This is a genomic window from Prevotella sp. E15-22, from assembly GCF_023204875.1.
Classification (GTDB): domain Bacteria; phylum Bacteroidota; class Bacteroidia; order Bacteroidales; family Bacteroidaceae; genus Prevotella.
The window spans coordinates 991,777-1,018,774 of the sequence record NZ_CP096247.1 but is presented as its reverse complement, the minus strand read 5'-3'; the positions used below and the strand labels follow the sequence as shown (position 1 = coordinate 1,018,774).

Annotated in this window: 26 protein-coding genes; 16 read left to right on the top strand and 10 right to left on the bottom strand. The window is 44.7% G+C overall.

The genetic code is table 11. The annotated features are described in order from the left end of the window. Both M1D30_RS03985 and M1D30_RS03980 read left to right on the top strand, forming a co-directional pair. Positions 1-1,554: a phage integrase SAM-like domain-containing protein gene (locus tag M1D30_RS03985; protein WP_248506502.1), complete on the top strand. Its 1,554-nt coding sequence runs from the start codon at positions 1-3 to the stop codon at positions 1,552-1,554. Between the two features lie 54 nt (positions 1,555-1,608). After that, positions 1,609-2,871 carry a RadC family protein gene (locus M1D30_RS03980; protein ID WP_248506500.1) on the top strand — a complete coding sequence of 421 codons (1,263 nt, stop codon included), beginning with the start codon at positions 1,609-1,611 and terminating at the stop codon, positions 2,869-2,871. 93 nt (positions 2,872-2,964) lie between these two features. On the opposite strand, the gene M1D30_RS03975 is transcribed toward M1D30_RS03980, so the two are convergent. From M1D30_RS03975 to M1D30_RS03960, 4 genes are all read right to left on the bottom strand, one after another. Beyond that, positions 2,965-4,275: an ATP-binding protein gene (locus M1D30_RS03975; RefSeq protein ID WP_073203472.1), complete on the bottom strand. Its 1,311-nt coding sequence runs from the start codon at positions 4,273-4,275 to the stop codon at positions 2,965-2,967. Positions 4,276-4,581: 306 nt separating this feature from the next. Further along, positions 4,582-5,148, bottom strand: a complete 567-nt coding sequence (locus M1D30_RS03970) for a recombinase family protein (RefSeq protein WP_248506498.1) — start codon at positions 5,146-5,148, stop codon at positions 4,582-4,584. Between the two features lie 291 nt (positions 5,149-5,439). Further along, positions 5,440-6,573, bottom strand: coding sequence for an ATP-binding protein (locus M1D30_RS03965; protein ID WP_371874166.1), 1,134 nt, complete (start codon positions 6,571-6,573; stop codon positions 5,440-5,442). Positions 6,574-6,692: 119 nt separating this feature from the next. After that, positions 6,693-7,256 carry a recombinase family protein gene (locus M1D30_RS03960; protein ID WP_256466174.1) on the bottom strand — a complete coding sequence of 188 codons (564 nt, stop codon included), beginning with the start codon at positions 7,254-7,256 and terminating at the stop codon, positions 6,693-6,695. Positions 7,257-7,942: 686 nt separating this feature from the next. Between M1D30_RS03960 and M1D30_RS03955 the strand changes: the two genes are divergently transcribed. Further along, the gene (locus M1D30_RS03955; protein WP_248506492.1) at positions 7,943-8,482 is read left to right on the top strand and encodes a phosphoribosyltransferase; all 540 of its coding nucleotides are present in this window, start codon (positions 7,943-7,945) and stop codon (positions 8,480-8,482) included. An 11-nt stretch (positions 8,483-8,493) separates the two neighbouring features. Then, positions 8,494-9,219, top strand: coding sequence for a DNA repair protein RadC (gene radC / locus M1D30_RS03950; protein ID WP_248506491.1), 726 nt, complete (start codon positions 8,494-8,496; stop codon positions 9,217-9,219). A gap of 130 nt (positions 9,220-9,349) precedes the next feature. Here the strand turns inward: radC and M1D30_RS03945 are convergent, their stop codons facing one another. Further along, positions 9,350-10,654, bottom strand: a complete 1,305-nt coding sequence (locus tag M1D30_RS03945) for a hypothetical protein (RefSeq protein WP_248506489.1) — start codon at positions 10,652-10,654, stop codon at positions 9,350-9,352. Positions 10,655-11,331: 677 nt separating this feature from the next. Between M1D30_RS03945 and M1D30_RS03940 the strand changes: the two genes are divergently transcribed. The 12 genes from M1D30_RS03940 (at position 11,332) to M1D30_RS03885 (ending at position 21,951) form a co-directional block, all read left to right on the top strand. Then, positions 11,332-11,676, top strand: coding sequence for a single-stranded DNA-binding protein (locus M1D30_RS03940; protein ID WP_248506487.1), 345 nt, complete (start codon positions 11,332-11,334; stop codon positions 11,674-11,676). Between the two features lie 444 nt (positions 11,677-12,120). Next, complete coding sequence (locus M1D30_RS03935; protein WP_248506485.1) at positions 12,121-12,354, top strand: hypothetical protein; 234 nt, start codon at positions 12,121-12,123, stop codon at positions 12,352-12,354. Positions 12,355-12,944: 590 nt separating this feature from the next. Beyond that, positions 12,945-13,229, top strand: a complete 285-nt coding sequence (locus M1D30_RS03930; protein WP_248506483.1) for a hypothetical protein — start codon at positions 12,945-12,947, stop codon at positions 13,227-13,229. A 67-nt stretch (positions 13,230-13,296) separates the two neighbouring features. Next, positions 13,297-13,668, top strand: coding sequence for a hypothetical protein (locus M1D30_RS03925; protein ID WP_248506481.1), 372 nt, complete (start codon positions 13,297-13,299; stop codon positions 13,666-13,668). A 72-nt stretch (positions 13,669-13,740) separates the two neighbouring features. Then, positions 13,741-14,502, top strand: coding sequence for a hypothetical protein (locus M1D30_RS03920; protein WP_248506479.1), 762 nt, complete (start codon positions 13,741-13,743; stop codon positions 14,500-14,502). 321 nt (positions 14,503-14,823) lie between these two features. Next, positions 14,824-15,444, top strand: a complete 621-nt coding sequence (gene mobC / locus M1D30_RS03915) for a plasmid mobilization relaxosome protein MobC (protein ID WP_248506478.1) — start codon at positions 14,824-14,826, stop codon at positions 15,442-15,444. Next, positions 15,441-17,012: a relaxase/mobilization nuclease domain-containing protein gene (locus M1D30_RS03910; protein ID WP_248506476.1), complete on the top strand. Its 1,572-nt coding sequence runs from the start codon at positions 15,441-15,443 to the stop codon at positions 17,010-17,012. The genes mobC and M1D30_RS03910 overlap by 4 nt, the downstream gene beginning before the upstream one ends. A gap of 49 nt (positions 17,013-17,061) precedes the next feature. Then, on the top strand, positions 17,062-17,748 hold the full coding sequence (locus tag M1D30_RS03905) for a ParA family protein (RefSeq protein ID WP_248506474.1): 687 nt from the start codon (positions 17,062-17,064) through the stop codon (positions 17,746-17,748). 2 nt (positions 17,749-17,750) lie between these two features. Further along, complete coding sequence (locus tag M1D30_RS03900) at positions 17,751-18,257, top strand: hypothetical protein (RefSeq protein WP_248506472.1); 507 nt, start codon at positions 17,751-17,753, stop codon at positions 18,255-18,257. 158 nt (positions 18,258-18,415) lie between these two features. Further along, complete coding sequence (locus M1D30_RS03895) at positions 18,416-18,832, top strand: hypothetical protein (protein WP_248506470.1); 417 nt, start codon at positions 18,416-18,418, stop codon at positions 18,830-18,832. 545 nt (positions 18,833-19,377) lie between these two features. After that, positions 19,378-20,814 (top strand): ATP-binding protein, encoded by a 1,437-nt coding sequence (locus M1D30_RS03890; RefSeq protein WP_248506468.1) that lies wholly within the window; start codon positions 19,378-19,380, stop codon positions 20,812-20,814. A gap of 63 nt (positions 20,815-20,877) precedes the next feature. Continuing rightward, on the top strand, positions 20,878-21,951 hold the full coding sequence (locus M1D30_RS03885) for a DUF3644 domain-containing protein (protein WP_248506466.1): 1,074 nt from the start codon (positions 20,878-20,880) through the stop codon (positions 21,949-21,951). Between the two features lie 83 nt (positions 21,952-22,034). Here the strand turns inward: M1D30_RS03885 and M1D30_RS03880 are convergent, their stop codons facing one another. The 5 genes from M1D30_RS03880 to M1D30_RS03860 are packed head-to-tail and all read right to left on the bottom strand — an operon-like array spanning position 22,035 to position 26,976. Beyond that, positions 22,035-22,943: a BRO family protein gene (locus tag M1D30_RS03880; RefSeq protein ID WP_248506465.1), complete on the bottom strand. Its 909-nt coding sequence runs from the start codon at positions 22,941-22,943 to the stop codon at positions 22,035-22,037. A 50-nt stretch (positions 22,944-22,993) separates the two neighbouring features. Continuing rightward, a complete protein-coding gene (locus tag M1D30_RS03875) occupies positions 22,994-23,836 on the bottom strand; it encodes a hypothetical protein (RefSeq protein ID WP_248506463.1) in 843 nt (280 codons plus the stop codon). 8 nt (positions 23,837-23,844) lie between these two features. After that, a complete protein-coding gene (locus M1D30_RS03870) occupies positions 23,845-25,914 on the bottom strand; it encodes a type IA DNA topoisomerase (protein WP_248506461.1) in 2,070 nt (689 codons plus the stop codon). A 5-nt stretch (positions 25,915-25,919) separates the two neighbouring features. Further along, on the bottom strand, positions 25,920-26,354 hold the full coding sequence (locus tag M1D30_RS03865) for a DUF4494 domain-containing protein (protein ID WP_248506459.1): 435 nt from the start codon (positions 26,352-26,354) through the stop codon (positions 25,920-25,922). Between the two features lie 25 nt (positions 26,355-26,379). Then, a complete protein-coding gene (locus tag M1D30_RS03860) occupies positions 26,380-26,976 on the bottom strand; it encodes a hypothetical protein (RefSeq protein ID WP_248506457.1) in 597 nt (198 codons plus the stop codon). Positions 26,977-26,998 lie beyond the last annotated feature (22 nt).

Sequence of the window (26,998 nt, the reverse complement as noted above, 5' to 3'; positions counted from 1 at the left end):
ATGGCTACACTAAAAGTTGAAGTTTCAAAGACTGCCATCAGCAGGAAGGGAACCTGTGAGGTTGGCATACGCCTGTATCACCACCATGAGAAAAGGCTGATTGAGACAGGCATATATGTTTCCAAGACGGAAATGACCAAGAAGTGGACTATCCGCAATGAGCTGGTGAAGCGAAAGGTCAAGGCTCTTCTGAAAGACTTCAATGCCAAGTTGAAGCAGCTGGAGTTGGACCAGTATGACATGAACATCGATGCGGTAGTCAATTACATCGTCGGTGTCGGGGATGTCAGCATTGACATTATCCAGTATGGGCGTGAGTGGATCAAGGAGCATGAAGACCAGAAATGCAGTCGGAACCATCTTGTGGCCTTGAATGCTTTCATCAAGTTCGTCGGTCGTGACAGCTATATGTGTAATGACATCAGCAAGGTCTTTATGAGGAGCTTCGAGAAGTGGCTTGGTGACAAGAAGACGGCTCGCAGTGTCTATCCGCAGGTCATCAAGCGTATGTTCAACTCGGCAAAGCAGCGTTATAACGAGGGTCGTGAGGAGAACAAGGTTATCAAGAGGACTTTGGAGTTCTATCATCCGCCTCATGTGGAAATCCAGACGGAGAAACGTGCCCTGCCTGTGGATATTATCCGGGCTATAGCAAATCTTCCCGACGATACCGAAGGAAGGGCTGTCGCCGACCTCGCCCGTGACGTGTTCACCATCTCCTTTATGTTGATGGGTACAAACACGATAGACCTGCTTAACTGCAAGTGGGACGAACGGGGCAACATCACCTATGACCGTGCCAAGACGAAGGACAGGCGGCCTGACCATGCCCGCATCGTCATCAGTCCGCATCCTCTGTTATTACCGCTTATCAAGAAATATCGGTGTACCAGGCACAAAAAGAAGAACTATGTGTTCTGCTTCAACTACATGTACAAGGATCCGACGACTTTCAACCAGACAGTCAACAGGGGATTGAAAATCGTAGGTGAGAAGGTGGGTGTGCCCAATCTGCAGTTCTATGCGGCAAGGCACTCGATGGCCACTATTGCATATAATGAAGCTGGCATTGACAAGTTCACGATACACGAGATGCTGAACCACAAAGTGCAGGTGTTCACGGTCACGAACATGTATATCCGGCAGGACTTCTCACGCATCAACGATGCGAACTTCCGTCTGATCAATTACGTGTTTGAGTATCATCTGATGTCGAATAGCCGTCTGAAAGAGCTGGGTGGAACGGAGGGTGACTTCCTTACTTCGGTACATGAGGACACAGTCACGTTCAGATACTATGTCGATCCTCTGCTGAAGCATGAGGACGGCAAGCTGGGCATCTGCTTCAACGTGGCTTTTCGTGGCCAGAGCAGGGATATAGCCACACCGCATACAGTAGCCAACAATGAGGTAAACTCACGGTATCAGATAGTGTCAAAGAGAGCCGTCGATGAATGCGAAGCCTTAATAGACCGATGTAACAGTAGGCTTAAAAGGACGGACTTGTCTGCTACTAACCTGACCATCCTTGATGTAATGCGTCTGTTGGCATGAGAGTAAGCAAGAGAAATTCAATCAATACAATATCAACATTTAAAATCAAATCGTATGAAGAAGTTAGTTGCATGGCAGGAAGAGCCTGTAATGGAGGCCCCTGCTGAGAAGGAAGAAACGGGTGTTAACATCAACATGGACAATGGTGAGAACAATTTTGTCGGGGAACTGGTCGATGAACCCATTGAGACACTGATCAGGAAGCCTTCAAAAAAAGAGCTTGACAGGGAGGAAGGACGAAGAGGAAATGAACGTAAGCCAAGTAACAAGGTGACTTATCACCCTGTTACTGGACGGTCTGACTCTTCTCCAAGTGTTCCATATAGACCTGGAGTCGCACGTGGCAGTTATCGTCCCACTGGTGTATTAGGCTATGTGAATCCTGAGAAAGAGGATAAATCCAGAAGACGCAGTCGTTCAAGAGACGAATTCCGTCCAAAGGATGGCAGGGAATCATTTCGTCATTTTGAGGATAGGGAAGAAAACAGACGGCCAAGGAGAAGCAGAGATTTCGAAGAAAGAGACAGCAGAAGACTTGAAGAACATGAGAAAAGGATGTCTATGCTGGAAGCCTCTCTTCATGAGCTGTACCCTACTTCAGCTATCACCGTCCAGAAAAATCAGGAAGAGGATCCTGTTCCATCAATCAAGAAATGGACTAATGATGACATCCCAATGGAGAAATTCCAGACGGATGGTGTCAGCCAGCTCAGCGAGAGTGAACTTTTGGCCATCATTATTGGCAACGGCCCGAAAGAGTTTCCTACCGTAGATCTCATGAATCAGATGTTGGATGACTGCGGCAATGACCTTTCCAAACTGGGTAAAAAGACAATGGAAGAACTGATGTGCTACCGTGGCATTGGTAAGAACCGGGCCATTGCAATAGTCGCTGCCTGTGAGTTCGGGAAGCGTTTTAGAAAGACAGCTCCAGAGGAGAAACCTGTTCTAAAGAATGCCTTGGCCATCGGTGACTACATGATGCCACAACTTGAAGACCTGGATGTGGAGGAGTTCTGGGCATTGTTCCTTAATCCGAAACATGAATTGCTCAGAAGAGTCAGAATCTGCCGGGGAGAGGTGTCTGAAAACGCTGCCGATCCAAGGAATATCATGCGGTTTGGGGTGCTCTACAATGCAACCTACATCGTCACAGTACATAACCATGTCAGTGGAAACCCCTCTCCCACAAAATTCGACAATACAATTGCTGCTAAGCTCACACAGGCTGCAGAGTCTGTACGGATGACCTTGCACGACCACATCATCCTTGCGGATGAGCAGTACTATTCGTTCAAGGATAACAAGAAACTGTAGCCGTACATCATCTTTGAACACAACAATGGCTCGACACTTTTCTATCGGTATCGAGCCATTATTAAATTATATTTCCTTATCAATAATCGTTATTCATTCTTTTAGACATCCGATTGGAACTACTAACACCCCATCCTCTGGACGTTTGTATGCATATTCACCGATACCCGTCAAAACCATCAGGAAAGAAGGCTTTTTCATTTTGGTAGTGTCAATTTTGTCCGAAAGAGTCTTCAGACTCTCTGCTCCATCATTTACGAGTTCAGATCCTCCAATTTTAATTTCAATCAACCCATAAGAACCGTTTCTAAGATGAACGACTGCATCACATTCCAGATTGTTTTTGTCTCTATAGTGGTAAACCTTTCCATTAAGCGATTCCGCATAGACACGCAAATCCCTCACAGCAAGAGTTTCAAAAATAAGTCCAAAAGTGTTCAAATCATTAATCAAATCATTCGGTCCTAAGCCCAAAGCAGCAGTGGCAATAGACGGGTCAGTGAAATAACGGGTGTCTGAGGTTCTAATAGCTGTCTTACTCCTCAAATTTGGGTTCCATGCAACGGAGTCTTCTATAACGAAGATCTCCTTCAATGCCTTAATATAGCTATACACGGTGCTATCAGATAAAAGTTCATCACCGTTGTTCTTTATATCAGCCAATATGGTTCCCGCTGTTGCCTGACTAGCTTGGTTACGGGCATAAGAACGCATAATACGTTTGGCCATTTCCTCATCTCTTTCCACGTCATCAACTCTCTTAATATCGGTGCTTACCACCGAATCGAAATAGTCAAATGCTTGTGCCAACGCAGCTTTCTCACTTTTTCTCAATACAGCTTTCGGCCACCCCCCCCGACATGTCAGATAAGCTAAACGTTCCAAATCTATATGACTCTCCCCATCGACATAATCTGAATTCTTAAACAACTCACCCAAACTAACCATTCCTGTCGAATCCTCTGACTCCCATAATGTCATAGTACGAAGTTTTAGTCGGGAGATTCTACCAGTTCCTGTATGGTGTATTTGTTCTTCCTCTATAAGATTTCCATTTTCATCCTTTTTGGGTTTCGGAGGGACAGCAGAACCTGTAAGCATGAATTGTCCATCATCATCACGATTATCCACCTCATTTCGAATTGCATCCCAAAACTGAGGTGCAATTTGCCACTCATCTATTAATCTTGGTGTCTTTCCAACAAGAAGTCTCGAAATGTTCGTCCGAGCAAGAGCAAGATTCTGAGCTAAAGTGTCAGGATCTGCCATTGACAAGACGCTCCCTGCCTGTTGCTTGGCCAGTGTTGTCTTTCCGCAATACTTAGGCCCTTCTATAAGAACGGCACCTGATGATTCTAGTTTATCAGCAAGTATCTGGTCTGCTATTCTTTTCTTGTATTTCATAATCTTACACTATTTTGGGTGCAAAGTTACGAAAAATTTTCCATAATCAGTCGTTTTAAACAAATTTTAATGCGACAGTTGGCCGATTTTTGACACAACAGTTGGACTTATTTTAATGCGACAGTTGGCTGTTTTTTGATGCGACAGTTGGACGACTTTCATTCACCCATTTGACGCTATTTTATTCACCAATTTGGCCAAAATTGCGTTATATTACTTCGGTAACCCACTTTTTTTCGAGTTACCGTAGTAATATAAGCGTTTTTATTGTAAATACCATTCCTCAAAAATGAGAGTTTTCAAGCATCAAAGTTCTCCATTTTTTCTCCTATTCAAATACAGATAAAGAGTCGGACGCTTTACACCTGTACGCATTTCTATTTCTGCCAGTGTAAAGCTCTTGCTGTCATACATCTTCAAAGCTGCCTCGACATCATCTTTTGGAATTTTTGGGCGACCTCCCAAGCGTCCACGTTTACGAGCAGCATTCAACCCCTCCATTGTCCTTTCATGAATCATGTCACGCTCAAATTGGCTAATGCCTGCTATAAACGTAAAGAGCAATTTACCTGTAGGAGTCGTTGTATCGAGCCATTCTTCTTTCAAAGATTTAATGTCCGCGCCCAATTCGTGTATCTTGTCGACAATGGCAAAAATATCCTTGACTTTACGACTAAGACGCGAAAGCTCGCAGACAATGATGATGTCGCCTTCGCGTATCGTGTTCATCATCATCGTAAACTCTGGGCGATCTTTTTTGGTACCGCTCACCTTATCCGAGAAGATTCTCTCACAGTGAGCTTCTTGAAGCCTGTCAATTTGCCGATTCAGACTTTGTTGTTCCGTTGAAACACGTGCATAACCAATAATCATCTAATTACTTGTTTATATGAGGGTTTATTATAACTTGATAAATATATGAGTTGTTAGACAAAGATAGGCATAATTTCATAACCAAACAAATATCTTATCTGTTTTTATATAAAACGGTGGTTGGACTCACCAAAGCCGCAGAGTCTGTAGGCATGACCCTATGCGGCTACATCATCCTTACGGATGAACAGTACTATTAAATCAAGGAAAACCAGAAACCGTAGACGTTCAAATAGTCCTGTCAAACACAATTATGGCTCGGTACTCATCTTTCAGTATCGAGCCATAATATTAAACTATCCCATATTCGCGTTTTAACCAAAGCTCAAACAGCGGATCCACGAAGGAAAATGTATCTCTAGTTTTCTCAACCAAATCTTTTTCGACAAGTGTCTTCTTGTTCCTTGTGATAGTCTGGGACTGGCCAAGACGATATTTCTCTACCACATTTTTGGCGTTAAAATGCGTTTCGCCTGATGCAATTGCCTTCAACAAGGCAATCTGTGAGGGTACCAGCTCATCAAGTTCATTTTGGAATGTTTCCGCATTAGTATCAATAACCATGTCTAACTGCCGGTCAATATCCTCATCAGAAACGATTCCTTCTGTATGCGACCAGACAAAGAAACAGTATTGCTGGACATACCATGAATTATATTTCACCTTTTCACACAACTTCTCCGCTTGTTCTTCCGTAATATGTTTACCTGTAGCTTCAAAGTTGTTGACAATGTACGGCAACCAGTATTCTTTGGATATTCGCTTCAGCTGCATCATCTGACCAAACTTATAAAATGGGCTCCTAGAGTTATTGAAGATTTTCTTCATCATATGCATCTTACTTCCATACAGACAATAGGTCGTATGGTGCTGCAACTGCCACTCTGAACGCAGCATAGACTCCAATCTTTCCCAATGAGGAATATTTGCCAACTGCTGAAACTCGTCTATACAAACTATGACACGGATTCCCTTCTCGATAGCTATCTTCTCTGGGAGCTGAAGAATCGTTTCCGGATTTTCTTTCACAGGATTTATCTTCAAATCCACCTCAATGGAGTTCATTGGATCACTTGCAATCGTTATGCTAGGTGTCAGGCGGTTCACGAATCGTAGGAAATCACCCCATTTCTGCTCCAAAGTAGATGAAACACCTTGTATAATAGCCGATGCGAATTTATTATAAAACTCTTCCTCTGTATGTATTTTATATGCATCCAAGAAACAAACTTTAATATTCTTTTCCTCTTCCACAAGTTCTTTCATGGATTCTTTCACTAACGACGATTTACCCCATCGTCTTGGGGATACCAATATAGTATTAATCCCATGACTCAGGAAATTCTTCAACTCCCGTCTGTCATCGATTCTATCAATGAAGCTTTTAGCTTCAGCTAATCTCCCGTATTGAAAAGGTACTTCCATCTATTTACAAGCTTAAAATTTTATGCAAAGATACAAAATTATACGCGTGCGTATAACACAACCGCGTATAATTTATTTTTTTTTAAGAGAAATCTTACCAGATAATACACATACATGACTCAATGATTGCCATTTTGTTGCCTTATATATCTGTATAAAGTCGTTTTGCTAATCCCGGTTGTTTCCAAAATCTGCGATATCGAACAGACCTTTGATTCATACATACTCAATGCTAGTTTTACCTTTGACTTTTCTTTAGGAGGTCGACCACCATTGCGACCTCTTGCACGTGCTGCCTGTAATCCTTCAATAGTTCTTTGACGGATCAAGTCTCGTTCGAACTGGCTTATTCCAGCAAAAATTGTAAAGAGAAGTTTACCCTGAGGAGTAGTTGTATCAATCCACGATTCCTTTAAAGACTTAATGTCTGCACCGATATTATGGATTCTATCCACAATTTCAAACAGGTCCTTAACAGATCTGCTTAATCGAGACAATTCTGTGATAATGACGACATCTCCTTCTCGAAGGGCATCCATCATTCGAATCAACTCTACTCTGTCACGTTTGGTTCCTGACGCTTTCTCTTCATAAATCCTTTCACAACCAAAATCTTTCAATTGGTCAATTTGTCTAAGCGTCTGTTGATCTTGCGTACTTACACGTGCATACCCGATTATCATAAGCCTGTGCCAAAATTAAAACTGTTCTATATTTATGATACTTAGATTAAAGTACCAATTTTGGCACAAAAATACAAATAATTATTGTGATTTGCAAGAGTTTATTGAAAAAGTAACAAAAACGGCGGTTTTTAGTACTCATTTTAGAATTGCATAATAATGCAACGAGCCAATTCTTTTTCATTTTATATAAAACGGTGGTTTTTTAGAACTGTTTAACTATAACAAAAGCGAGTACAACCTTTTGTTCATTATTTCAAGCATGTTCACGAATTTGTGAACAGCATCGATTTCTTGAACATTTCCTTGTGGTGCCTTGACAAGGGAGTGAATACCCTCTTCGTGGTGCAAGCCCTTTGTGCTTGGTCGTCCGAACCGTGAACCTTCGCTGTGTATTTCCGTTACGCCCGTTAGATACGTTCCTGTGGCAAAGGTAAACCCTCAGCTTGGAATGTCAAGTTCCAGGCCCAAGGGTTTCCGGGAAAATCTCCACACCTCTTCAAGGGTAGTATTTTGCCTGAAAAACTTGCCTTATCCTCACTTGCGACCTTCTTGAAAGCCACAGGAACGAAACAAACGGCGATAGAAATACGCAAAAAAAAAACGAAGGGTTCACGGAGTTCGGACTTGGTTCAATAGGAACTCACTTCACAGCTCCTGAATCCGCATAAAAAAAATCGCAGAATATGGACAACCAAGGCATTTTCAAGTACGCACTGATGAGTTACCTGCCGCAGAAGTACCTCAGACACGCATCATTTGAGGCGCAGGAGGCAGACCGCCTTATCATAGACTTCAAAAGTGGACGCAAGTACGCCACCGAGAGAGTTTCACGGCTCTTTGCAAAGTCTCTTGCACTCTTGGACTTGAAAGACACCATCATCGTTTGCATTCCTGCCAGTTGTCAGCGCACCTACACCCGACGCTTCCGTAAGTTCTCTGAGAATGTATGTGCCATGACCGGTGCCATCAACGGATTCGACCACATCAAGGTTATCGGCAAACGTGAAAAGGTTCATATCTGCGGAGAGTATGCAGCCGAGGATAACGTATGGATTGACACGGACTTCTTCCAAGGCAAGCGAATCCTCATCATCGATGACATCTGCACCACGGGCAGGACTTCTGATGATTTCCGTGAGAAGATGGAGCAGGCAGGCGCACACGTCAGAATGGCCATGTTCCTCGCAAAGACCAAGCAGTTCAAGAAGAAAAAACTCAATTAAATTTCAAGATTATGAATACAGCAACAGCATTAAAGGCAGACACGGCAAGTACCGTAAAAATGACTATCAGACAGTGGGCTACCGAAGACCGCCCAAGTGAGAAACTTCAGATGTACGGAGTGGAAGCGCTCTCTGATGCGGAACTCCTTTCCATCCTCATTGGCAGCGGAACAAGCAAACTCACCGCAGTAGATGTCGCTCAGAACATTCTGGACAAGTTCGACCGCAACCTCAACACCCTCGGCAAGGCTCGTTTCGATGAAATCAACGATGTGGAAGGTGTGGGCACCTGCACCACCTGTAAAGTCCTTGCAGCCGTAGAACTCGGCAAGCGCAGACAAAAGGCTATGGCAGCACTTAAACCCGACATGGCCACCGCCACCCGCATCTACAACTACATGCTACCGAAGATGATGGACTTAGAAACAGAGCATTTCTATATCCTGCTGATGAACAACAACTACAGACTCATTAAAGCAGAGTGCATCAGTCAGGGAGGTCTGACAGAAGTCAGTGTTGACGTTCGAATCATCATGCGTGAAGCCGTCCTCAACAACGCCACCATCATGGCTATCTGCCACAACCACCCGTCAGGAAGCCTTCATCCCAGCAAGTACGATGATATGCTGACCCAAAGCGTGAAGAAGGCCGCTGAAATCATGCGCATTCACTTTACCGACCATGTGATTGTAACGGACGGATGCTACTATAGCTATGCGGAATGCGGTAAGCTCTGAACTATTACCATATAGGTGGCCAGGTGATGCAAATTCGCCTGGCTTCCTTTTCTTTGGTAATGCACCAAGAAAAGAGAAGCTAAAAGAAAGTGCAGAAGTAAATACTTAAAAGAAAGACTCTTTCATCGTCTTAACACCCAAATGCAATCTTGAACAATTCATACCTATCCCTTAACTCCAGATTCGTATACCTGAATACCGAATCCGATCCTGCTCGATGCAAACCCGCGACATAGTAATTGATCTGAACCTTGCTGAGCATATCAATATGTGTCTTACGGGCTAGTTTCGAACTCGCTACCTCACATAGAGGTTTGTATATATTGTCACCTGTATCCTGACAGAAAACACTTACTTTCCGTGTGATACCACAATACGACAAAAGCTTTCGTAGTGCTATATTATACCTTTGTTTGCCGTAGTGAGGATTATAGTCTAACAACTTCAACTGCGTTCTGTTCACAATCTCTAGAGCAGGTTCAATCAACGGTGTGACTACCTCAACATTGTTAGTCTGCAACTTTGAGGTCTTCGAAGGTATGTAATGTACATAGGGAATGCCCTCATCTGACACCGCCACCTTCTCCATGGTCAAACGAAGAAGGTCGCTGATGCGGCAACCGATAGCACAGTTCAGCACAAACAGATCCTTAGCCCATTGTAATTCTTCTGGCACAGAGGTTTCCAATACCGATTTGAACTCCTCTGCTCGTAAACAAACTGGCGTATCATACATCACATGCATGATGACACGGCGCCGCTCACCAGATATGTTATGGAATGGTGAGCGGCGGATTTCGTCAGCATTTTTAAGCTCCTCATAAAAGGCCTGTAGGATCTTCAAATCATGTACAACGGTCGTGTCTTTCATTCGTTTCGTAGGAGGACGATGGCCATTGCCACGAGGATATAACTCTGGGAACTGGGGGACATACATGTACTCATCATATACGAAGTGCCGGAATTTCAGCACCAATTCAGTCGAGAACTCACGTACAGTAATCGCACTTCGACCTATGATGTAAAGAAACCTATGTAGTTTCTTGGCTTTGCCAAGAGCAACAGCATATCGGCCATCGCCCATTATACCGTCACGGTGAGCCTCTTCAATATATCGTATCAGGCGTGGATATAGTGGTTTGGAACGTGTTTTAGTGGGAAGGTCGTAGTTGTCTGTTAATATACGGGACACTTCCATCTCGAAAACACGACTGGTCATGTCCATCCTACGAACCTGCATGATGGTATAGGCCTTACACATGGCCAAACGATGTCGGCCCAGTTCACTACGCAAGCCTGAATTAGTTCCGGCATCATCAGGATCTGCCTGAATGCCGGTAGAGTGATATAGGACTTGCTCTCCATCCTCAAGTTGAAAAAGAATGCCAGGGACAGTTCCTGGCACATGATCGTGACATAATGTTATTTTCTCCATTGCTTTTTTAATTAAAAAACGGAAAAATGAAGCTTTTATTTGATACCCAGTATGATGTACTACGTCACAAGCCATGCCCGTATAGCCGATGGCACAGGCTAGTCCTTGGTTTCTGCCTCCCTGTCATCTTTCAAGAATCTCCATTAGCTCCTGGTCGATTTCTGTTGTTTCGCTCCTCACTACCCTCTTCCTTTGTGTCTATGTAAAATCGGTGTTGCAGCCAGCCCTCCCTTTAGGTCGGCCCATACTTCTGCTGTTTGGTTTGGTCTTTCTTGTCTCAACATTGGGAGCATGGTTGGTGTCCCATCATTCTTGTTCTCCGGCTTACTCTCTGCAGATACGGTATGCTCTTCTCTTTTTATCCCTATCCGTCACTGTGCTGATGCGCTCTGTAAACTCTACTTTTTCATTTCCATTTTAATCTTGGCGTTATACTCATTTATTCTCCGCGAAGTTACGAAGCGGGAGCCTGTTTAATTTCCGGCTCTTCCGTGGACTGCCTACCGCCCTTGGACAATGATTTTTCCATGAATCTTCCTTTTTCTTTACCGACAGGTCTTTGCCTATGGGCAATAAACAAAACGTGTATTCACAGATAAATCCATGTCGCACCACTTTTCCGCGTCGTTTTGTTGCCTCGAATAAATTGAATATAAACCAATTAAAATTTTAGAAAAATGAAAAAGATTAACGAGTTTTCAATCAGCGCATTCGTCGCTACAGTACCTGAAGTTAAGGAATTTGAGAAGAGCAGCATCGCTCGCTTCTGTCTCTCAGTAAGCCACACCGAGAACAAGGGTGATGAGAAGGTCACCAAGACTGCATTGCTCCCTGTTGAGAAGTGGGTGTCTAACAGCAAGAAGGATGAGCTGGACGACCTAAAGGGTAAGTACGTCACCTGCAACGGATTCTTCAAGCCCGACACATGGGAAGAGGATGGCAAGAAGCGCAGCCGTATCATCTTCGCTGTCACTAACATGGAAATCCAGACTATGAAAGATAACGAGGAGGCAGCCGAATAAGTCCTTCCAAGCTGTGCTATCGGGCTATACGGGCAATTTTTCTTTTCAAGTTTTACTTCAATATTTCGGTTATGACACAGTACATTATCCAGAATGACAACGAGGAATATATGGCTGTTTTCAGTAAAAAACGTATTACTTGGACTAAAGTCCCAGAGTGCGCAAAGACCTTTGACTCTCGCGAAGCGGCAAATACCATGTTACGGAAGATAAGCTTCTTCCATAATGTGTCTTGCTGGTTAGCAAGGGTGGTTCGTGACTGAAATCACGGTTTAGGTTCATAGTATAACTGTGAACCTATTATTATGGCACTATTGGTACCCTAAAATACGAATTTATATTACAATCCGCCCATTACGTTTGGTTATTTGGCAAGTTTTCGTTTGGTCATTTGGCAAAATTTTGGTGCGACAGTTGGCCGACTTTTGATGCGACAGTTGGCCGATGAAAGAACCTCATTGTTTCCCTTCTGCCAACGTAAAGCACGGCTGTCACTGTGCCTTACTTTTCCGCTTGCCGACAGTCCTCACATGGGATGGATGCCGGATGCCTGGATCTGGTCATACACGTCAGAACTGCGGGAGTCTTGTTCAGACATGCACACTTCTGACAAGTATTTACCCTTACTGCTCAGACCCTATCCTGCTCTCGGGATTCGGTATGTCGGACCATGCCTGATATACCGAAACGCTCGTCAGGAAAAGGTCTGTCATCGCTCACGATGAACCGCAGTACCATTCATCCTCTGCATTCATTCCCGTGAGGCCTTTGTCGGCACACGGAACTGGCTTGTCGGGAGAGTCGGCATAGCAGGGATGCTGTGCCATCACTTCCTAATGCCTTATGGCTTCACGTATGAGAAGGCCTTGTGGTATTCACCGTCTCTCACTTCTGGAGTGCTCGCCACCCTTCCCTCATCTGTTAGTCCCTGCTTCGCCTTGGTTTTCTGATTTTGCGGTGCAAAGTTAGTGAAAGGAGCTGCTGACAAAATACCGCATACTATTTCGCTTGCCTTCTTCCAGCAGGCTTCCCGTTTTCTCTGATACTCGGAGGAAAGCGGGTATTCTGAAAGAACGCACGAAATTATTTGGTCATTCACTCCTGGTCTTTCACTCTTCTCAGCACCGGAAAAATCGAAAACCCCGACGGCGATGCTTCAGCCGATGAAGGAAATAAAAAAAAGCTTGCACTCCAGGAGACGGAGAAAAAGGAAAAATCTCATCCCCCTCGGGACTCAGGCTTAGTCGATAAAATTCAAATTCACAGTTATGACTCAAACAACAGTTTATCCCAAACATCGCTTCTACTTCAACGTAGAGACAGAGAGCAACGGGCAACAGATTGCCAATGAGCTGCCATCGTACCGTATCGCCTGCCAGCATATCAAGCACTATGCGATGGAAACAGGCAATGCGCAGGAGGTCTATTACATCCGACTCTATAGACGAAAGAATCACCGATGCTGGTCTGTACTCCAGTGCAGGGTCAAGTTCAGGGATGACCAGGTGCTCATAACAGGAGCCAAGTACATCGAGCATAAGAAAGCGGCATAACAACCGCCATCATTGATAACAAAGGTAACGGCAGGTGTAACCGGCCTGCCACAATTTTTCAATCAGCATGCAAGAATTAAAAGTTGCAACAGTGAACAGGGTCAGCTTTGAACAGGGCGACCTGCAGCAGTGGATTAAGAACTACGATGACGTGAGCAAGGACTACTTTCTCCGACTCTTCAACATCGTGTTCGAGTGTGACATGGAATTTCCTACCGACGGCCAAGGCGAAGCCATCCCCGACGAGTTCCAAGTGGACAAGGAAGACTTGGAGCGCGTGACAGAGGCCGTAGCCTCATGGCATCTGGAGGATGGTGACGACATCGACTGCATCTGCACGAACTTCGGCATCAGCCATGATGAACTGGTCTCTCTGCTCCGCGATGCGCTCAACAAGTGCGACAAGGAAAGCAAGTGGGTAAGGTTCTGCTGGGCATAACCATCATATAGGCAGGATTGGCAGGGCTTCTTTGCTCTGCCTTCCCTGCGCATCCTTTTAAGACAAGTTTTTATGGACTACATAACAGATAACAGCATGGACAAGGTTTCCAAAGAGGAGGTTCTTCACAATGTGATGAGCCAAAGCAAGGGCAGAAGGGTTATTTCTGCCGAGAATGTCAACCCCTTGAAGATTGCAGAACTGACAAGGGAAATGGTTTCGGATGGCGGTATCATCCATCCTGTGCCGTATGAGAGAATCAAGGACTTCACGTTAGACGAGATTAACCTGTTTCTCATGCAGACGGCTCTATACACGTTTCCGACCACAGAACTGGTCGAGTGGCTACGCTCGGAGATTGACGATGGCGGTGAGTTTGCACCCGATGCCATCGAGATCTGCTGTGGCAGCGGATGGCTCGGTCGTGAGCTGGACATACCAATTACGGACTCCCGTCTTCAGGAACGTGAGGACATCATGAAGATATACCGCGAAATGGGGCAACCTGTCATCCAATACCCTGATGACGTGGAAAAGCTGGATGCGGTAAGTGCCGTTAAGAAGTATCAGCCGGAGTTCGTCATCGGCAGCTACGTCACCAACAAATGGGGCAACGGCACGTCTCGGAAGGTTGGTAACATCTATGGTGTGGATAACGGATGGATTGCCGCTCACTGCCATAAGTACTTCATGATTGGCAACGAGAACGTTCATGGACGGGACATCGTGATGAAGCGCAAGCACCAGGAACTGGCTTTCGACTGGCTCGTGACTCGTGGTGACAGCAGCAAGGCTCGTATCTATGTCTTCGAGAATAAGCAGTGGGCTCCATAATCTGAGTCTGCGCAAACGCATGAACGCATAACTGCATAATTGTGTGCAATTGTGCAAGCACAAGTGCATGACTGCACAAGGGTCTGCGATTACGCAATAATGCAGGCACAAACGTACAACTGCACAAATGCATGAAAGTACAACTGCACAAGTGTGTGCAATTATGCATGCACAAGCGTACAAGGGCACGAACGTACAAGGTTATGCGGTAGTGCATGCACAAGCGTACAACCGCACACGTGCATGAATGCGCAAGCGCACGAATGCACAAGTATATAAACTTTTTAAATAGGACATATTAATCAATGAAAATGACTACTTTTGCAACGACTTCGGCGATGGACTTCCATCGACTTCAATTATGGCAGGCCTCTTTCAACGGCTCTGACCGACCTTTATTCCGGGGAGTGTCCAACTGGACAGACGGCTCCATCGTTGATGGGATTGCAAGTTGTGCGTTTGTTACCACAAAACGCCACTTGCCAGACCTTCGGCTGGGGAAGAAAGTCTGTTCGCAACTCACAGACTATTACAGAGACCATGAAAGAATCCGGAAACAAAGACCGTATCGTAAGACTCCGAGTAAGCGGTGCGGAAAGGGATATGTTCGAGGAAAAGGCGGCTAACTATAGCGGCATCAGTGCCATGATCCGCGATGCGGTGGCCCACTATGATGACACGCTCATGAAGCGTCGTATCGAGTCGATGAACTTGCTTTATCCGCTCATATCAAGGCACGAGGCCGACCTGAATCGTATCGGAAACAACCTCAATCAGGTGGCGCATTACTGCAACGTGCTTGCGGAAAACGGCGAGTATGAAATGCGGTATGTGACCTCTGCCATTGAGCCGGTACTGCATCAGCTCCTATCCTTGAACAGTGACATAGCAGCCACGGAACATAAGATTTTTACACGTATCTTCAGCGAGAAACCAGTATGATTGCAACCATCCTAAAGTCCAGTAGCACCTTCTCTGCCGTCCGCTACAACGAGCGGAAGGTGGAGCATGGTGTGGCAGAACTGGTAGCCATCCGTAACTTCGGGTACCTGCAGGATGCTCCCGATATGCGTGGCATTACGTCGCTCAGAAACTATCTGATGGACTATTCTGCCAGGAATGACCGTACTCGGATGACTCAGTTTCATGCTGCCATTTCCTGTAAGGGTTCTGAGTATTCCAAGGAAGAGCTTATCAAGATTGCTTGGAAGTATCTTGATAAGATGGGCTACAACAACGATGGCCAGCCTGTGCTGATATACTTTCACCACGACACGGGTAACAACCATCTGCATATCGTAACCAGTCGTATTAGTCCTAATGGAAAGAAGATTGCCGACTCTATGGAGAATATCCGTTCACTGAAGGCCATTGAATCAATCATGAGCATTGACCAGAAGCATCAGAACTCTGAAATGATGAAGCTGGCCAAGTCGTACCACTTCGAGAGTGTATCTCAGTTCATGGCGGTCTTCGAGACTTCGGGCTACGAGGCATATATCCAGGACAAGGACATATATATTAAAAGAGGTGGTCAGGTACAGGACAGCATCGCAGTAAAGGACGTGGAGAAGTTATGCCGTAAGAACGGTGAAGAGGAAAAGAAACGCATCCGTCAGCTCCGGGCTATCCTCAAAAAGTACCGTGACCAGAGCAGTAGCCGCGAGGAGGTGGAGGCAATGCTAAAGAAAAAGTTCGGCATTAGCTTAAAGTTCCTCGGCAAGGAGTTTACACCTTACGGCTATATGGTGGTCGATAATGCTACCAAGTCCGTATTCAAGGGCAGCGACATTCTTAGCGTGAAAGATCTTCTCCAGTTCCAGAGCCGTGAAGAGAAGCTTCAGAAGGTGGACTTCTTCATCGAGGACAAGCTGCGAGAGAATCCTCTTGCAACAACCTTCGACCTCAACCGTGACCTACACCGTTTCTACGGCTGCTACATCAAGCATGGCAACATCATCATGGGAAAGGATAAAGAGGAACTGGCCAGCTATCTCGTACAGAAGATCAAGTATAACGATAAGGTGGCTTGGGTACAGGGCTTTTCTCCTGTCAACGAACAGCAGGTTCGTTTGCTCTCAAAGATGTTCAATGTATCTTCTGAGCATCTGCATGTCTCTGAGAATGGCAATAACATTTATTCCACCCTTTACACCATCAACGAGCAGTTGGAGCTGGGAAAGGATAAGGGTTGCAACGAGAGTATCTTTGACCGTCTGAATGACGAGGGTATCTGGACGTACCGCTTTGAAGACAAGTTCTTCTGCGTGAATCCGTCGAAAAGGGAGGTGGTTGACCTTGAAGCCAATGGCATAGACATGAGCAAGTTCAAAGCTTCACGTTCTGCTGACATCGAGACATCGGAGCATAAGCATCATGTTACTTCTGGCAAGTCCCGTCCTATATCGAATGATATTGGCAGCAGTGACCGCATCAACTACAATCCGGATGCCAACCGCAACAGCTACGGTGAGGTGGATGATGAAAGGGCTATGATCCGTCGGTCTTGACTGAGTATATAAGTAGTATCGAATTAGTAATAACTAAATATGTATCGCAATGAAAAAGAACATTACCATTACTTGGGCGAATGAGAAAGGTGGCGTAGGTAAGACCACCCTGTGTACGCTCTTCGCAAACTATCTCTCTGAGAAAGATGTGTCTGATGTCTGCGTCCTGGACTGTGACCGTCAGCATTCCATCGTTGATAAACGCAAGTTCGACAGTCAGAGCCTACAAACGGATAAGGTGCCTTACGAGGTCAAGCAGATTGAGATTGACCGTCTGCAGCAGTCGGCACAACTATTAAAGTCAGTAAAGACTGCCAACGGCATCTATCTCTTTGACTCTCCCGGCAATATCTATCTGGAGGGTATGGTGCCTCTGCTGGGCTTCAGCGATGTGATTGTCTGTCCGTATCAGTATGAGTTCAACTGTCTGAGTGCCACTCAGAAGTTCCTCAATCTGGTGGGAAAGATCTGGATAACCTACCTCAAAGGACGGCAAAAGCCGAAACTGATATTCGTTCCGAATCTAGTCATCCGTACCCGAGGAACGGCAGCGGAACTTCAGACTTGGAAGAAGACGGACGAGGCACTGGCACAGGCAGGTGGCATCGTCACACCGATGGTAGCTGACAGGGCTGACATTGCCCGTTACAACACCTTCGGGAACACGAAGATTCAGGCTGAGTGCGTAGCACCTGCCTTCGACATGATTTACAATGAACTTCAAAAACTGGAATAGTTATGGCAGCAAACAAGTTAATTCAGCAGCCCGACATCCTTAATCTGGATTCTCTGGGCGCATTCATGGATGCACAGAATGATCCGATTCCTACTGCATCGGAAGAGAAGAAGGTTACAACAGCAGAGGAAACCACTTCTGATACTGAGGGTGAGGAGATTATTCAGAACAAAAGCTCTGAGGTCGCACCAGTAGATACGACACCTCAAAGACCGAAAGTAGCAAGAGCACGTCGAGGAAAGCAGGTAAATGTGCAGCCTATCATCGAGGCTGGCTCTGGTGAGTGGGATATGATGGTCAGATATGCAGAGTTCTACAACGACAATCCCGACGAGAACAGGATTACCGTGGTTCTGAACCCGGACATCAAACGGGCTCTAGACATCATCCGCATCAACTGCCGACAGTTCAACTTCGGCAATATCCTCAATGCGGTATGTCGGACTTTCATTGAGCGGAACAAGGAACAGATCCAACGGATGCAGAAGGACAAGGGGGGCATTCTTTGATAGGCAGTTTCTTCCATCGGGTGACAAGCCAGACACATTACATGCCCAGTCTATATGAGGCACGCTAATGTGTCATGGCTGCACCCTGATGGAGTTAGATACTCCACAAAAGGGATATGGCTCAATTCACATTTATCAACTTTAAAGACAGTACGACTATGATGACAACAACAAATACGACAGTATTCAAGAGAATGGGACGGATTCTCTCCCTGGTATTCAGCGACTATAACGAGGCAAGGGCTTTTCGTGAGGCATTTATGCGTCTGGTGACTTACACTGTACTCTTCGTCATCGGGTACAGGCTCAACCTCGTATTCGACAATGTTCCTGATGGACGCATCTTTGATGGCTATGCTATGGCAGCCCTCTTCTGCGGCCTGACAGTTCTCTCCGGCTTCATGAACAACATGATCTGCATCGGCGGTTGCCTGACTATGCTTATCTTCATGCTAATCAAGCTGGCAGTCTCTATGGCCATCGGCATCATAGCCCTGCCCATCTGTGTTGCGGTCAATCTTTACCGCATCGTCAAGATGGGTACAGTCCTCGTAAAGAGTAGCTTTTTGAGTTAACAAGGCACGTTGGAAAGCACTTTTATGAAGGAAAAAGCAAAAAAACAAAACTAAAAATACAATATCTAAGGATTTTTCTTAGAAGTTCTAAAAATAATTCTTACCTTTGCACCACCAGAACCCGCCAAGCCTCTCAACGATGCTCAAATGTGCGGGTCGTTCTATTTTGATAAGAGTCCCCGCCAAGCATACCACAAGAACTGCTGGCGGGTCATTTGCATCTAATCCATTAACGAAAAATGCGTATTTACGCAAAAATAGTAATTAGAATCCGTTGATTTGACATGTAAAAGACTCATTAATTACAAACTTTGGGGCTAAATCTAACAAAAAAGACCACATTTAGCCCGAAAGTCTGCATTTTTATCTTTCTATAGCAGGAAACGATAGTAGAACATAAAGTAGAAAACGGGATAATCCACATAAATTATGCAGACTTCGGGGCTAAATCGCATAAAAATGCCAACATTTAGCCCGAAAGTTTGCATTTTTCTTTGTGATTTCAATAATTATTACTACTTTTGCATCAATAAAACATAACAAGTATGGAGCAGAAGCAGGACATATTGATAGGACGTGATGCAGAAAAGAAGCATCTTGAATCTATAGTATTATCAAAGGAAGCTGAATTTGTGGTTGTCTATGGTAGAAGACGAGTTGGCAAGACATTCCTTGTCAACACATTCTTTGGCGACCAATATTCATTCAAGCTAACTGGACTTGCCAAGAAAAGCAAGCGTGAACAGCTAGCGAATTTTGCGGTGTCACTTAATAGATACAGTGGTGGTACAAAATATAAGAAGCCACGCACATGGTACGAAGCCTTTAATATGCTTAGAGAACTATTAGAGAGAGTAAACGTTAAAGGTAAACGGGTGGTATTCATTGATGAGCTTCCCTGGATGGATTCTAGAGGGAGCAATCTGATTTCTGCATTGGAGCATTTTTGGAATGACTGGGCTGTAACACAGAACAATCTCATTCTTATTGTTTGCGGTTCAGCCACCTCATGGATGACAAAGAAGATTCTGAAGAATCGAGGCGGCCTACACAATCGCGTAACGCAAAAGATCTATATCCGTCCATTTACATTGGCAGAATGTAAAGAGTACCTAAAGAGCCGTGACATCATTATGGAGGACAAGGAGATTGCTGAATGCTATATGATTATGGGAGGCATTCCTTTCTATCTGAAAAACATCAGGCGTGGTGCAAGTCTTTCGCAGAACGTTGACGAGATGTTTTTTGCAGACAAAGGACGTCTCGATGATGAGTTCAACGCTCTGTACACATCATTATTCCAGAAATCCGACAATTATATAAAAGTTGTTCAGGCCCTAAGTTCCAAGAATAAAGGATTGACACGTGAAGAGATTCTGAAAGCTACAAAGCTCGATAACAACGGGCACTTTTCGACAATACTGCAAGATCTCATAAATTGCGATTTCATCCGTCGCTATCAAGGCTATGGCAACAAGTCAAAGATGAGTATCTACCAACTTGTGGACCCATTCTCTTTGTTCTATTACAAGTTTATCAAGAACAACGGTAAGACTGACAAGGCATTCTGGCAGTATCAGATAGGAACACGTCAACATGACACATGGGCAGGGCTAGCATTTGAACAGCTTTGCCTGAATCACCATAAACAGTTAGAACAGGCTTTGGGGATAGCTGTCATTAGTACTAAAGTCTATTCATGGACGTCTCCACAAACAGCAGAAGAAAAAGCGCAGATTGATTTGATAATTAAACGTGCAGATAAAGTAATCAACGTGTGCGAAATGAAATTCTATGATGGTGACTATGTAATGAAGAAAAAGGATTATGATGATATTGAGCGTAGGGTACGGGTATTCCGTTCGACGAATGGAATCCGTCAGGCTATTCATCCTGTACTAGTCACAACATACGGACTAGCGAACAACCAATACAGCAGTGCATTCCAAAATGTAGTTACTCTTAAAGACCTTTTCAAGTAGCCATTCAACAGGAAACAAAGGGAGCATATAGTATCATTAGTACCAATAACATTTCATAATTCAATGAGTAAGAGACTTCCATATAAAGTTCGAAACATGCTTGAAAAAGCTAAGGAATCTGCAATGTTGGCAATTGAGGTATATAATAAACCGGCCACCAAATTCCGATCGGGAGGTTATATAGTCCTTATGTGCATCGCATGGACTTCTCTGTTCCATGCCTATTTCTACAGAGAGAAAATTAAGCCAATCTACAAGGACAAGAATGGTAGATTTAAAAGAGTTAATGGTGAATTGTTCTATTGGGAATTGCAGGAATGTGTCAAGAAATATTTCAAGACAGAGAATAGCGCCATCAGAAAGAATATAGAATTTTTCATCCCACTGCGAAACAAACTTGAGCACAAGTTTATGCCAGAAATAGATCCTGACATTTTTGCTGAGTGTGAGTCCTTCTTGTTGAATTTTGACAAGATAATAGAAAAAGAGTTTGGCGAAGAACATCGTTTAAGAGAAACTTTATCTTTTGCTTTGCAGCTATTTCCCACATCTTCAGCTTTTAGTGATTGTATAAAGTCTACAAAAGACTCTGAAGCGGTTATCAACTATATCAAGAAGTATAGGCATTCCATTAGCACTGACATCTTAAACAGTGGAGAATATGCTTTCAAAGCCTTTCTTATACAAGTCGCGAACCACGATAGTGAAGATGCCCTGCCTATTCAATTTATGGCCTATGACAAGATGACCGATGAAGAAAAAAGAAATACAATGCGAATAGCGGCTCTAGTGAAGCCCAAAGTCATGCAGGTGTCAGTAACGAACAAAGATAAGTTGAAACCCGGAGTCGTTGTAAAACGAGTGCAAGAAAGATTGGGGAACCCGATGGTAACACGAGGAAACAAACAAACCCAAAAATTCAATCAAGATACTCACACACGCTGTTGGAAAAAATACAAAGTCAGGCCTGAAAACGAATCAGATTCACCAGAGTTGACAGATTCCAGATACTGTGTATATGACTATGCTAACGACAACTATTTATATACTGAGGCATGGGTAGAGTTCTTAGTTGAGAAGATGCAAATAGAAAGTGAGTATAACTCATTATTTGACAATTGCACACAATCGACCTGATTATTTACGGGTTAAAGAGCAATAAATGAAAAAGGCAGAGGATTACGACTCCCTGCCTTCTTCTATTCCAGTTTACAGGCTAACTACAAAAACTCTATGATACCCTGCGGTTCCTTCTTCACAATTCGACGTGAGCGATGGAATGACATTGTACCATTCAAAATCATAATAGTGTTAAGATCCCCTGGTTCCAAAATATCCACGTCTGCAAACTGGTCTTCCATGATAAAATCCAGAATCGAGCCGTCCAATACTACACTACAGGGAATGATAGTATCGATTACAAGGAACTCACGATTGTCATCATCGAGATCAAGGAAACTGATGTGCATGGCGCACACATCAATCCTACCGTCAACCATCTTTCGCAGATAGACATTCATTCTGACGTTCTCATAGACATAACTGTCAGACTGGCAGTTAAACTGAAGCATAAAAATCGTCTGGTCATTGAGATTATGCCACCACCCTATCAGATGTGACTGCGTCAATTCTGGAATATCCTTTCCTTTCATGAAATGGCCAGACTTTATCACATTGTCGGCGGTGGCCATGTTGCGCAGCACCTGACGTTGAAAGTCCACATCTAAGACAAGCGTGTCATGATCTGTAGCTGTATCGTCACGGTGCTGTTCATGCAGCGACTGGAAAAACTCCTTGTCCAACCAATTCTGTACTTGAATGGTATACTTTTCCTTACTCAGGAAATACAGCAGATAGATGCCGACTTCATCCACATAGTCCGTGTCATACTTTGTCACCTCAGTCTTTTTGGGTGAGACAGTATGCAGGTGGCCATCAAGTTTTTCTATCACTTCTTTCTTGGACAGATTCAGAATGTCACATAGGTCGTCAAGGCAGGCAAATCCTTCACCATCTTCGGTCTTGACGACTTTTACCGTACCGAACTTCTCATTATTGAGCTGTTTGAGTACTACTCTTTTCACTACCATGTTTGCAGCTACTGTTTTTGTTGATTTTGTCTGTTTCATATTATTCTTTATTACTTTGGTTTGATATTTATCCTATTACACTCTTCACCTTAACGATGAAACGATCTGCGAGGGGTTTCCTCCTGTCTGTCATTCATCTTTACCTTCTTCGCTACCTTATTGTCTGACTTCTGTTTATCCAAGAGTTTTGATGATTCAGGCAGACGATTCCGTGCTGCATCCCTTGTCATTGGCATAGCAAGCAACGGGCTTTCCGCGAGAAGTTCCCGAATAATTTTACGGTCTGCATCAGAATTAACAGGAAGTCCCTGATCACGAAGCAACTGGCGACGTTCCTTAACGGCATTCACGAAACGCACAGCATCGTCACCATCATTTTGCACAAGAATATGGTTGACAACTGCATGCACATCGGCAATACGGCTGATATTGACAAGGTCATTGAATAGGTCAAGCTTCAACGTATCCGGCAGAATAGCGGCAATCTCACGAAGTTCCGCAGATGAGAAAATACGCCGTTCATTGCTATTCACCTGCTTGACATAATGCTCCCACTCATCATCAGAAGTATGCTGTGGACGTTCGCCTTTCTCATTCTCAGGAACCGAGAAGTCATACTTGCTCACACGTCTAAGGTAGTCCGGATTAAGTCCCTTATTGTCAATAGCCCACTTAAGCGTATTAAAAAGGTCATCCCATGGGTTTGGCATGACAGTCTTGTCACCCATACCGGTAATGGAAAAACGCTCATAGCCGAGCAGCTGGAAGGCAGCTTCCTCCAGAACAGGCTGAGCAATGCCAAAACGTATGTCACAAGTAAAGAACTTGTAATTCCTAAAATTCTTATCAGGATTACCGAAACCAAGCTCATGGACGCGCTGCTCATCACGCTCAACAGAGAGACGGTGCTGGTCTGCCACAATGTAAGACATAGTTCTTTTCATCGCTGATTATTTCCTTTCTTCTGACTAAACACGAAGGCTATGCCTCCTTTATCATCTCTCTTCAGCTTTGCCTTGAATGGCTTTCCATCCTTACACTTGAAGCCTGACAACTCACGGGTCTGGCCTTTGATGATAAGGTCTGTCAGCTCACTATTGGTTAGCTTCTTTCCCAGGATGGTACGGAAGATATGGAAGTTACAGCCTTCGTTCCCACAGTTGGCTACCTTATCAAAGAAGCGTATATGCCCCTGATGACATAGCGGACATTCTATCTCTGTCTGCTTACCTGTGAGGATAGGCTTCAAGTCTGAATGCAGGAACTCATCAGTCACATGCCTGGTGTACTCTACAATGTCACTGTTGAACTGGCTGACATTCAACTGACCCCGCTCGATGGCAGCAAGCTTTGCTTCCCACAGTCCCGTCAGACTGGCATTGGCAATATCCATGTCCCTGACGATCTTGTAGATTTCCATACCCTTGGGCGTAGGAACCAACGATTTCTTTTCCCTCACCACATAGCTCCGGGCAACAAGGGTTTCAATAATACCTGCTCTGGTGGCTGGTGTACCGATACCACTATCCTTAATGGCCTCTCGCTGTGCTTCATCATCGATGTCCTTACCGCAGGTTTCCATAGCTGCAAGCAATGTTCCTTCTGTATGCAGCGGTTTGGGTTTAGTCTGTCCCTGCTGCAACTCTGCACCAGTAAAGCAGATGGTCTCACCCTGATACCATGAAGGAACAGCCAGACGTTCCTTATCATCGATACCATAGACAGCCCTCCAGCCTTTCTGGAGAATGATGGTACTCGACTCTGTAAAGAGATACCCTCCTGCATCAACGGTGTAGGTATCAATCTCCTTTTCACAGGGTCTTGAAAAGGCTTCTACCATCCTGCCGAGTATCATATCATAGATAACCTGCTCATCGGGCTTGATGTCCTTGGTCTTAGGATTAACTCCCGTTACAAGCAATGCATGGTGGTCTTCTATCTTCGAGGCATCGACACTACGCTTGGAAGGCTTTACGATGGTATCAACACTTGCTCTAAACTTATCAAAGACTGGATTCTTCAGTAGTCCAGGGATAGTGTCATACACATCATCGGGGATGTACGATGAGCCAGTTCGTGGATAGGATATGAGCTGCTTCTCATAGAGACTCTGGGCTATGTTCAGCGTCTTGTCAGCTGAATAGCCGTACTTGGAGTTTGCAGCCTTCTGCAAATCTGTCAGGCTGAACAGCAATGGCGGCAGTTCCGTCTTCTGTTTCTTCTCGGCCTTAATGACTTTCCCATTACGGGCTTTGCTTGCTGTGTTATAGGCTCGCTCTGCCTGACCCTTCTCATCCCACTTACCGGCACTCATCAGCTTCACACCATCGGTCGTATTCAGAGCAACCTGCCAGAAAGGAACAGACTTAAATTCCTTGTTCTGCAAGTATCGCTCCACAATCATCACCAGTGTAGGTGTCTGCACCCTGCCAATGGAACAGAGCGACTTCCCTGTAATGCTACAGGCTTGTGTGGCATTCATACCCACGAGCCAGTCAGCTTCGCTACGTGCCTTGGCAGCAAGAAAGAGATTATCATAGTTGCTATCAGGCTGGAGATTTGAAAAGCCATCCTTGATAGCGGCATCAGTCAGACTGTTAATCCACAGACGCAAGACTGGTTTCTTGATGCCGAGATAATTGTAGATATACCTAAAGATAGCTTCTCCCTCTCTGGCTGAGTCAGTCGCACAGATGATGGAGTCTGCTTCCTCGAAGAGGTGCTTGATGATTTTGAGCTGCTTCATCACGCCTGGATCATTCTTATAGGTCTTGCCCTCTTTCTTCTGTCGGGGAATCATCAGGAACTCCTTGGGCAACATAGGAAGATTGCTTTTCGACCAACTGTTATAGCCGTAGTTCTCAGGCATGGCTAACTGTATCAGATGACCAAAGGCATAGGTCACCTGCCAGCCGTTGCCCTCGAAGAAGCCATCCTTCTTATGGGTGGCTCCTACGATACGGGCAATGCTCTGGGCAACGCTGGGTTTCTCTGCTAATACTACTTTCATGGCCTTCAATCAAGTTGGAACACATCAAGGATGACTGTCTCAGAAATACTGCTGATAGCGGTATTACTGTCATTCAGGAATGACTTCACATCACTCTCTGCAGATTCCAGCGTATCAGACTGCACCAGATACAACTCAGAGGTTTTCTTCTCCTTACCTGTAGTCTCATCCAAGGTGACAAAAGAAACCTTGGCCTTGAAAAATTTGTCTGCATCCTGATTGGTGCTGATAATCTGACAGTAGCCTGCTATCTTGATGTCGGTAACATCAAACTCACCCTCGATATAGGGCTTCAGGCATTCTGTGATACGACGCTCTGCCTCACCAAAGGTAGCAGCTTCTACTACGTACTGCTCACTGACCTTCTTCTGAGTGCCATCTTCTTGGGTCTTCTGCATCTTGACTTTGACCTCGAAATACTTGTTGACTGTGTTTTTCATTCTTTCTTTTTGTTTTTATGGGTTATTACTTTCCTGTTGATAACATGATTTTGCTGGCAGTATTTCCTTGTTTCTTTTTGGTAGCTGACTTTGTAGTCTTGTCTGCCTTGCTTGTCTCTACAATGGGCAGGTCAAAGCTTCGGATTACGGTCTGGCAGTCTTTGTCGAGGAAGTACCATCGCTGTGCCTTGTACATGCAGCCGTACTTACTCTTACAGATATAGGTGACTCTGACTTTCCATCCTGACCAGGCTCCTTTCTTGCAGTCACCGAGCATTCCCGAAAAGAGTCCTGTGGACATACGCATCTCCAAGTCGGCAAGGGTCATCGTGTAAGCATCATCCAAGTCAGGCTTGGTCATGTACTCCGTGCGCTCCATCAGAACCTTGGTGACGTTGGTAACTGTGCCGAGCATATAGGCCTGCTCCTGCTTTGTAAAGTAGTTCAGGCCAAAAGCAGAGTCTGGCTCTGCAATCTCCAGCACCTTTAGGTTCTGAGGATTCTCCAGTGACTGCTCCAGATGGCTCGATACTAACTTGTTGATCTTACTCTCACGGCTCTGACAGGATGCCAGCAGCACCACTGAGAGCATGGCTAATGGAATAAACTTTGTGATTTTCATTTTGCTTCTTTTGTTTGTTATG

Excerpts from the sequence above, each read along its gene's own strand:
- M1D30_RS03985 (WP_248506502.1), top strand. The coding sequence starts at position 1 with ATGGCTACACTAAAAGTTGAAGTTTCAAAGACTGCCATCAGCAGGAAG.
- M1D30_RS03980 (WP_248506500.1), top strand. The coding sequence starts at position 1,609 with ATGAAGAAGTTAGTTGCATGGCAGGAAGAGCCTGTAATGGAGGCCCCT.
- M1D30_RS03975 (WP_073203472.1), bottom strand. The coding sequence starts at position 4,275 with ATGAAATACAAGAAAAGAATAGCAGACCAGATACTTGCTGATAAACTA.
- M1D30_RS03970 (WP_248506498.1), bottom strand. The coding sequence starts at position 5,148 with ATGATTATTGGTTATGCACGTGTTTCAACGGAACAACAAAGTCTGAAT.
- M1D30_RS03965 (WP_371874166.1), bottom strand. The coding sequence starts at position 6,573 with ATGGAAGTACCTTTTCAATACGGGAGATTAGCTGAAGCTAAAAGCTTC.
- M1D30_RS03960 (WP_256466174.1), bottom strand. The coding sequence starts at position 7,256 with ATGATAATCGGGTATGCACGTGTAAGTACGCAAGATCAACAGACGCTT.
- M1D30_RS03955 (WP_248506492.1), top strand. The coding sequence starts at position 7,943 with ATGGACAACCAAGGCATTTTCAAGTACGCACTGATGAGTTACCTGCCG.
- radC (WP_248506491.1), top strand. The coding sequence starts at position 8,494 with ATGAATACAGCAACAGCATTAAAGGCAGACACGGCAAGTACCGTAAAA.
- M1D30_RS03945 (WP_248506489.1), bottom strand. The coding sequence starts at position 10,654 with ATGGAGAAAATAACATTATGTCACGATCATGTGCCAGGAACTGTCCCT.
- M1D30_RS03940 (WP_248506487.1), top strand. The coding sequence starts at position 11,332 with ATGAAAAAGATTAACGAGTTTTCAATCAGCGCATTCGTCGCTACAGTA.
- M1D30_RS03935 (WP_248506485.1), top strand. The coding sequence starts at position 12,121 with ATGAAAGAACCTCATTGTTTCCCTTCTGCCAACGTAAAGCACGGCTGT.
- M1D30_RS03930 (WP_248506483.1), top strand. The coding sequence starts at position 12,945 with ATGACTCAAACAACAGTTTATCCCAAACATCGCTTCTACTTCAACGTA.
- M1D30_RS03925 (WP_248506481.1), top strand. The coding sequence starts at position 13,297 with ATGCAAGAATTAAAAGTTGCAACAGTGAACAGGGTCAGCTTTGAACAG.
- M1D30_RS03920 (WP_248506479.1), top strand. The coding sequence starts at position 13,741 with ATGGACTACATAACAGATAACAGCATGGACAAGGTTTCCAAAGAGGAG.
- M1D30_RS03910 (WP_248506476.1), top strand. The coding sequence starts at position 15,441 with ATGATTGCAACCATCCTAAAGTCCAGTAGCACCTTCTCTGCCGTCCGC.
- M1D30_RS03905 (WP_248506474.1), top strand. The coding sequence starts at position 17,062 with ATGAAAAAGAACATTACCATTACTTGGGCGAATGAGAAAGGTGGCGTA.
- M1D30_RS03900 (WP_248506472.1), top strand. The coding sequence starts at position 17,751 with ATGGCAGCAAACAAGTTAATTCAGCAGCCCGACATCCTTAATCTGGAT.
- M1D30_RS03895 (WP_248506470.1), top strand. The coding sequence starts at position 18,416 with ATGATGACAACAACAAATACGACAGTATTCAAGAGAATGGGACGGATT.
- M1D30_RS03890 (WP_248506468.1), top strand. The coding sequence starts at position 19,378 with ATGGAGCAGAAGCAGGACATATTGATAGGACGTGATGCAGAAAAGAAG.
- M1D30_RS03885 (WP_248506466.1), top strand. The coding sequence starts at position 20,878 with ATGAGTAAGAGACTTCCATATAAAGTTCGAAACATGCTTGAAAAAGCT.
- M1D30_RS03880 (WP_248506465.1), bottom strand. The coding sequence starts at position 22,943 with ATGAAACAGACAAAATCAACAAAAACAGTAGCTGCAAACATGGTAGTG.
- M1D30_RS03875 (WP_248506463.1), bottom strand. The coding sequence starts at position 23,836 with ATGTCTTACATTGTGGCAGACCAGCACCGTCTCTCTGTTGAGCGTGAT.
- M1D30_RS03870 (WP_248506461.1), bottom strand. The coding sequence starts at position 25,914 with ATGAAAGTAGTATTAGCAGAGAAACCCAGCGTTGCCCAGAGCATTGCC.
- M1D30_RS03865 (WP_248506459.1), bottom strand. The coding sequence starts at position 26,354 with ATGAAAAACACAGTCAACAAGTATTTCGAGGTCAAAGTCAAGATGCAG.
- M1D30_RS03860 (WP_248506457.1), bottom strand. The coding sequence starts at position 26,976 with ATGAAAATCACAAAGTTTATTCCATTAGCCATGCTCTCAGTGGTGCTG.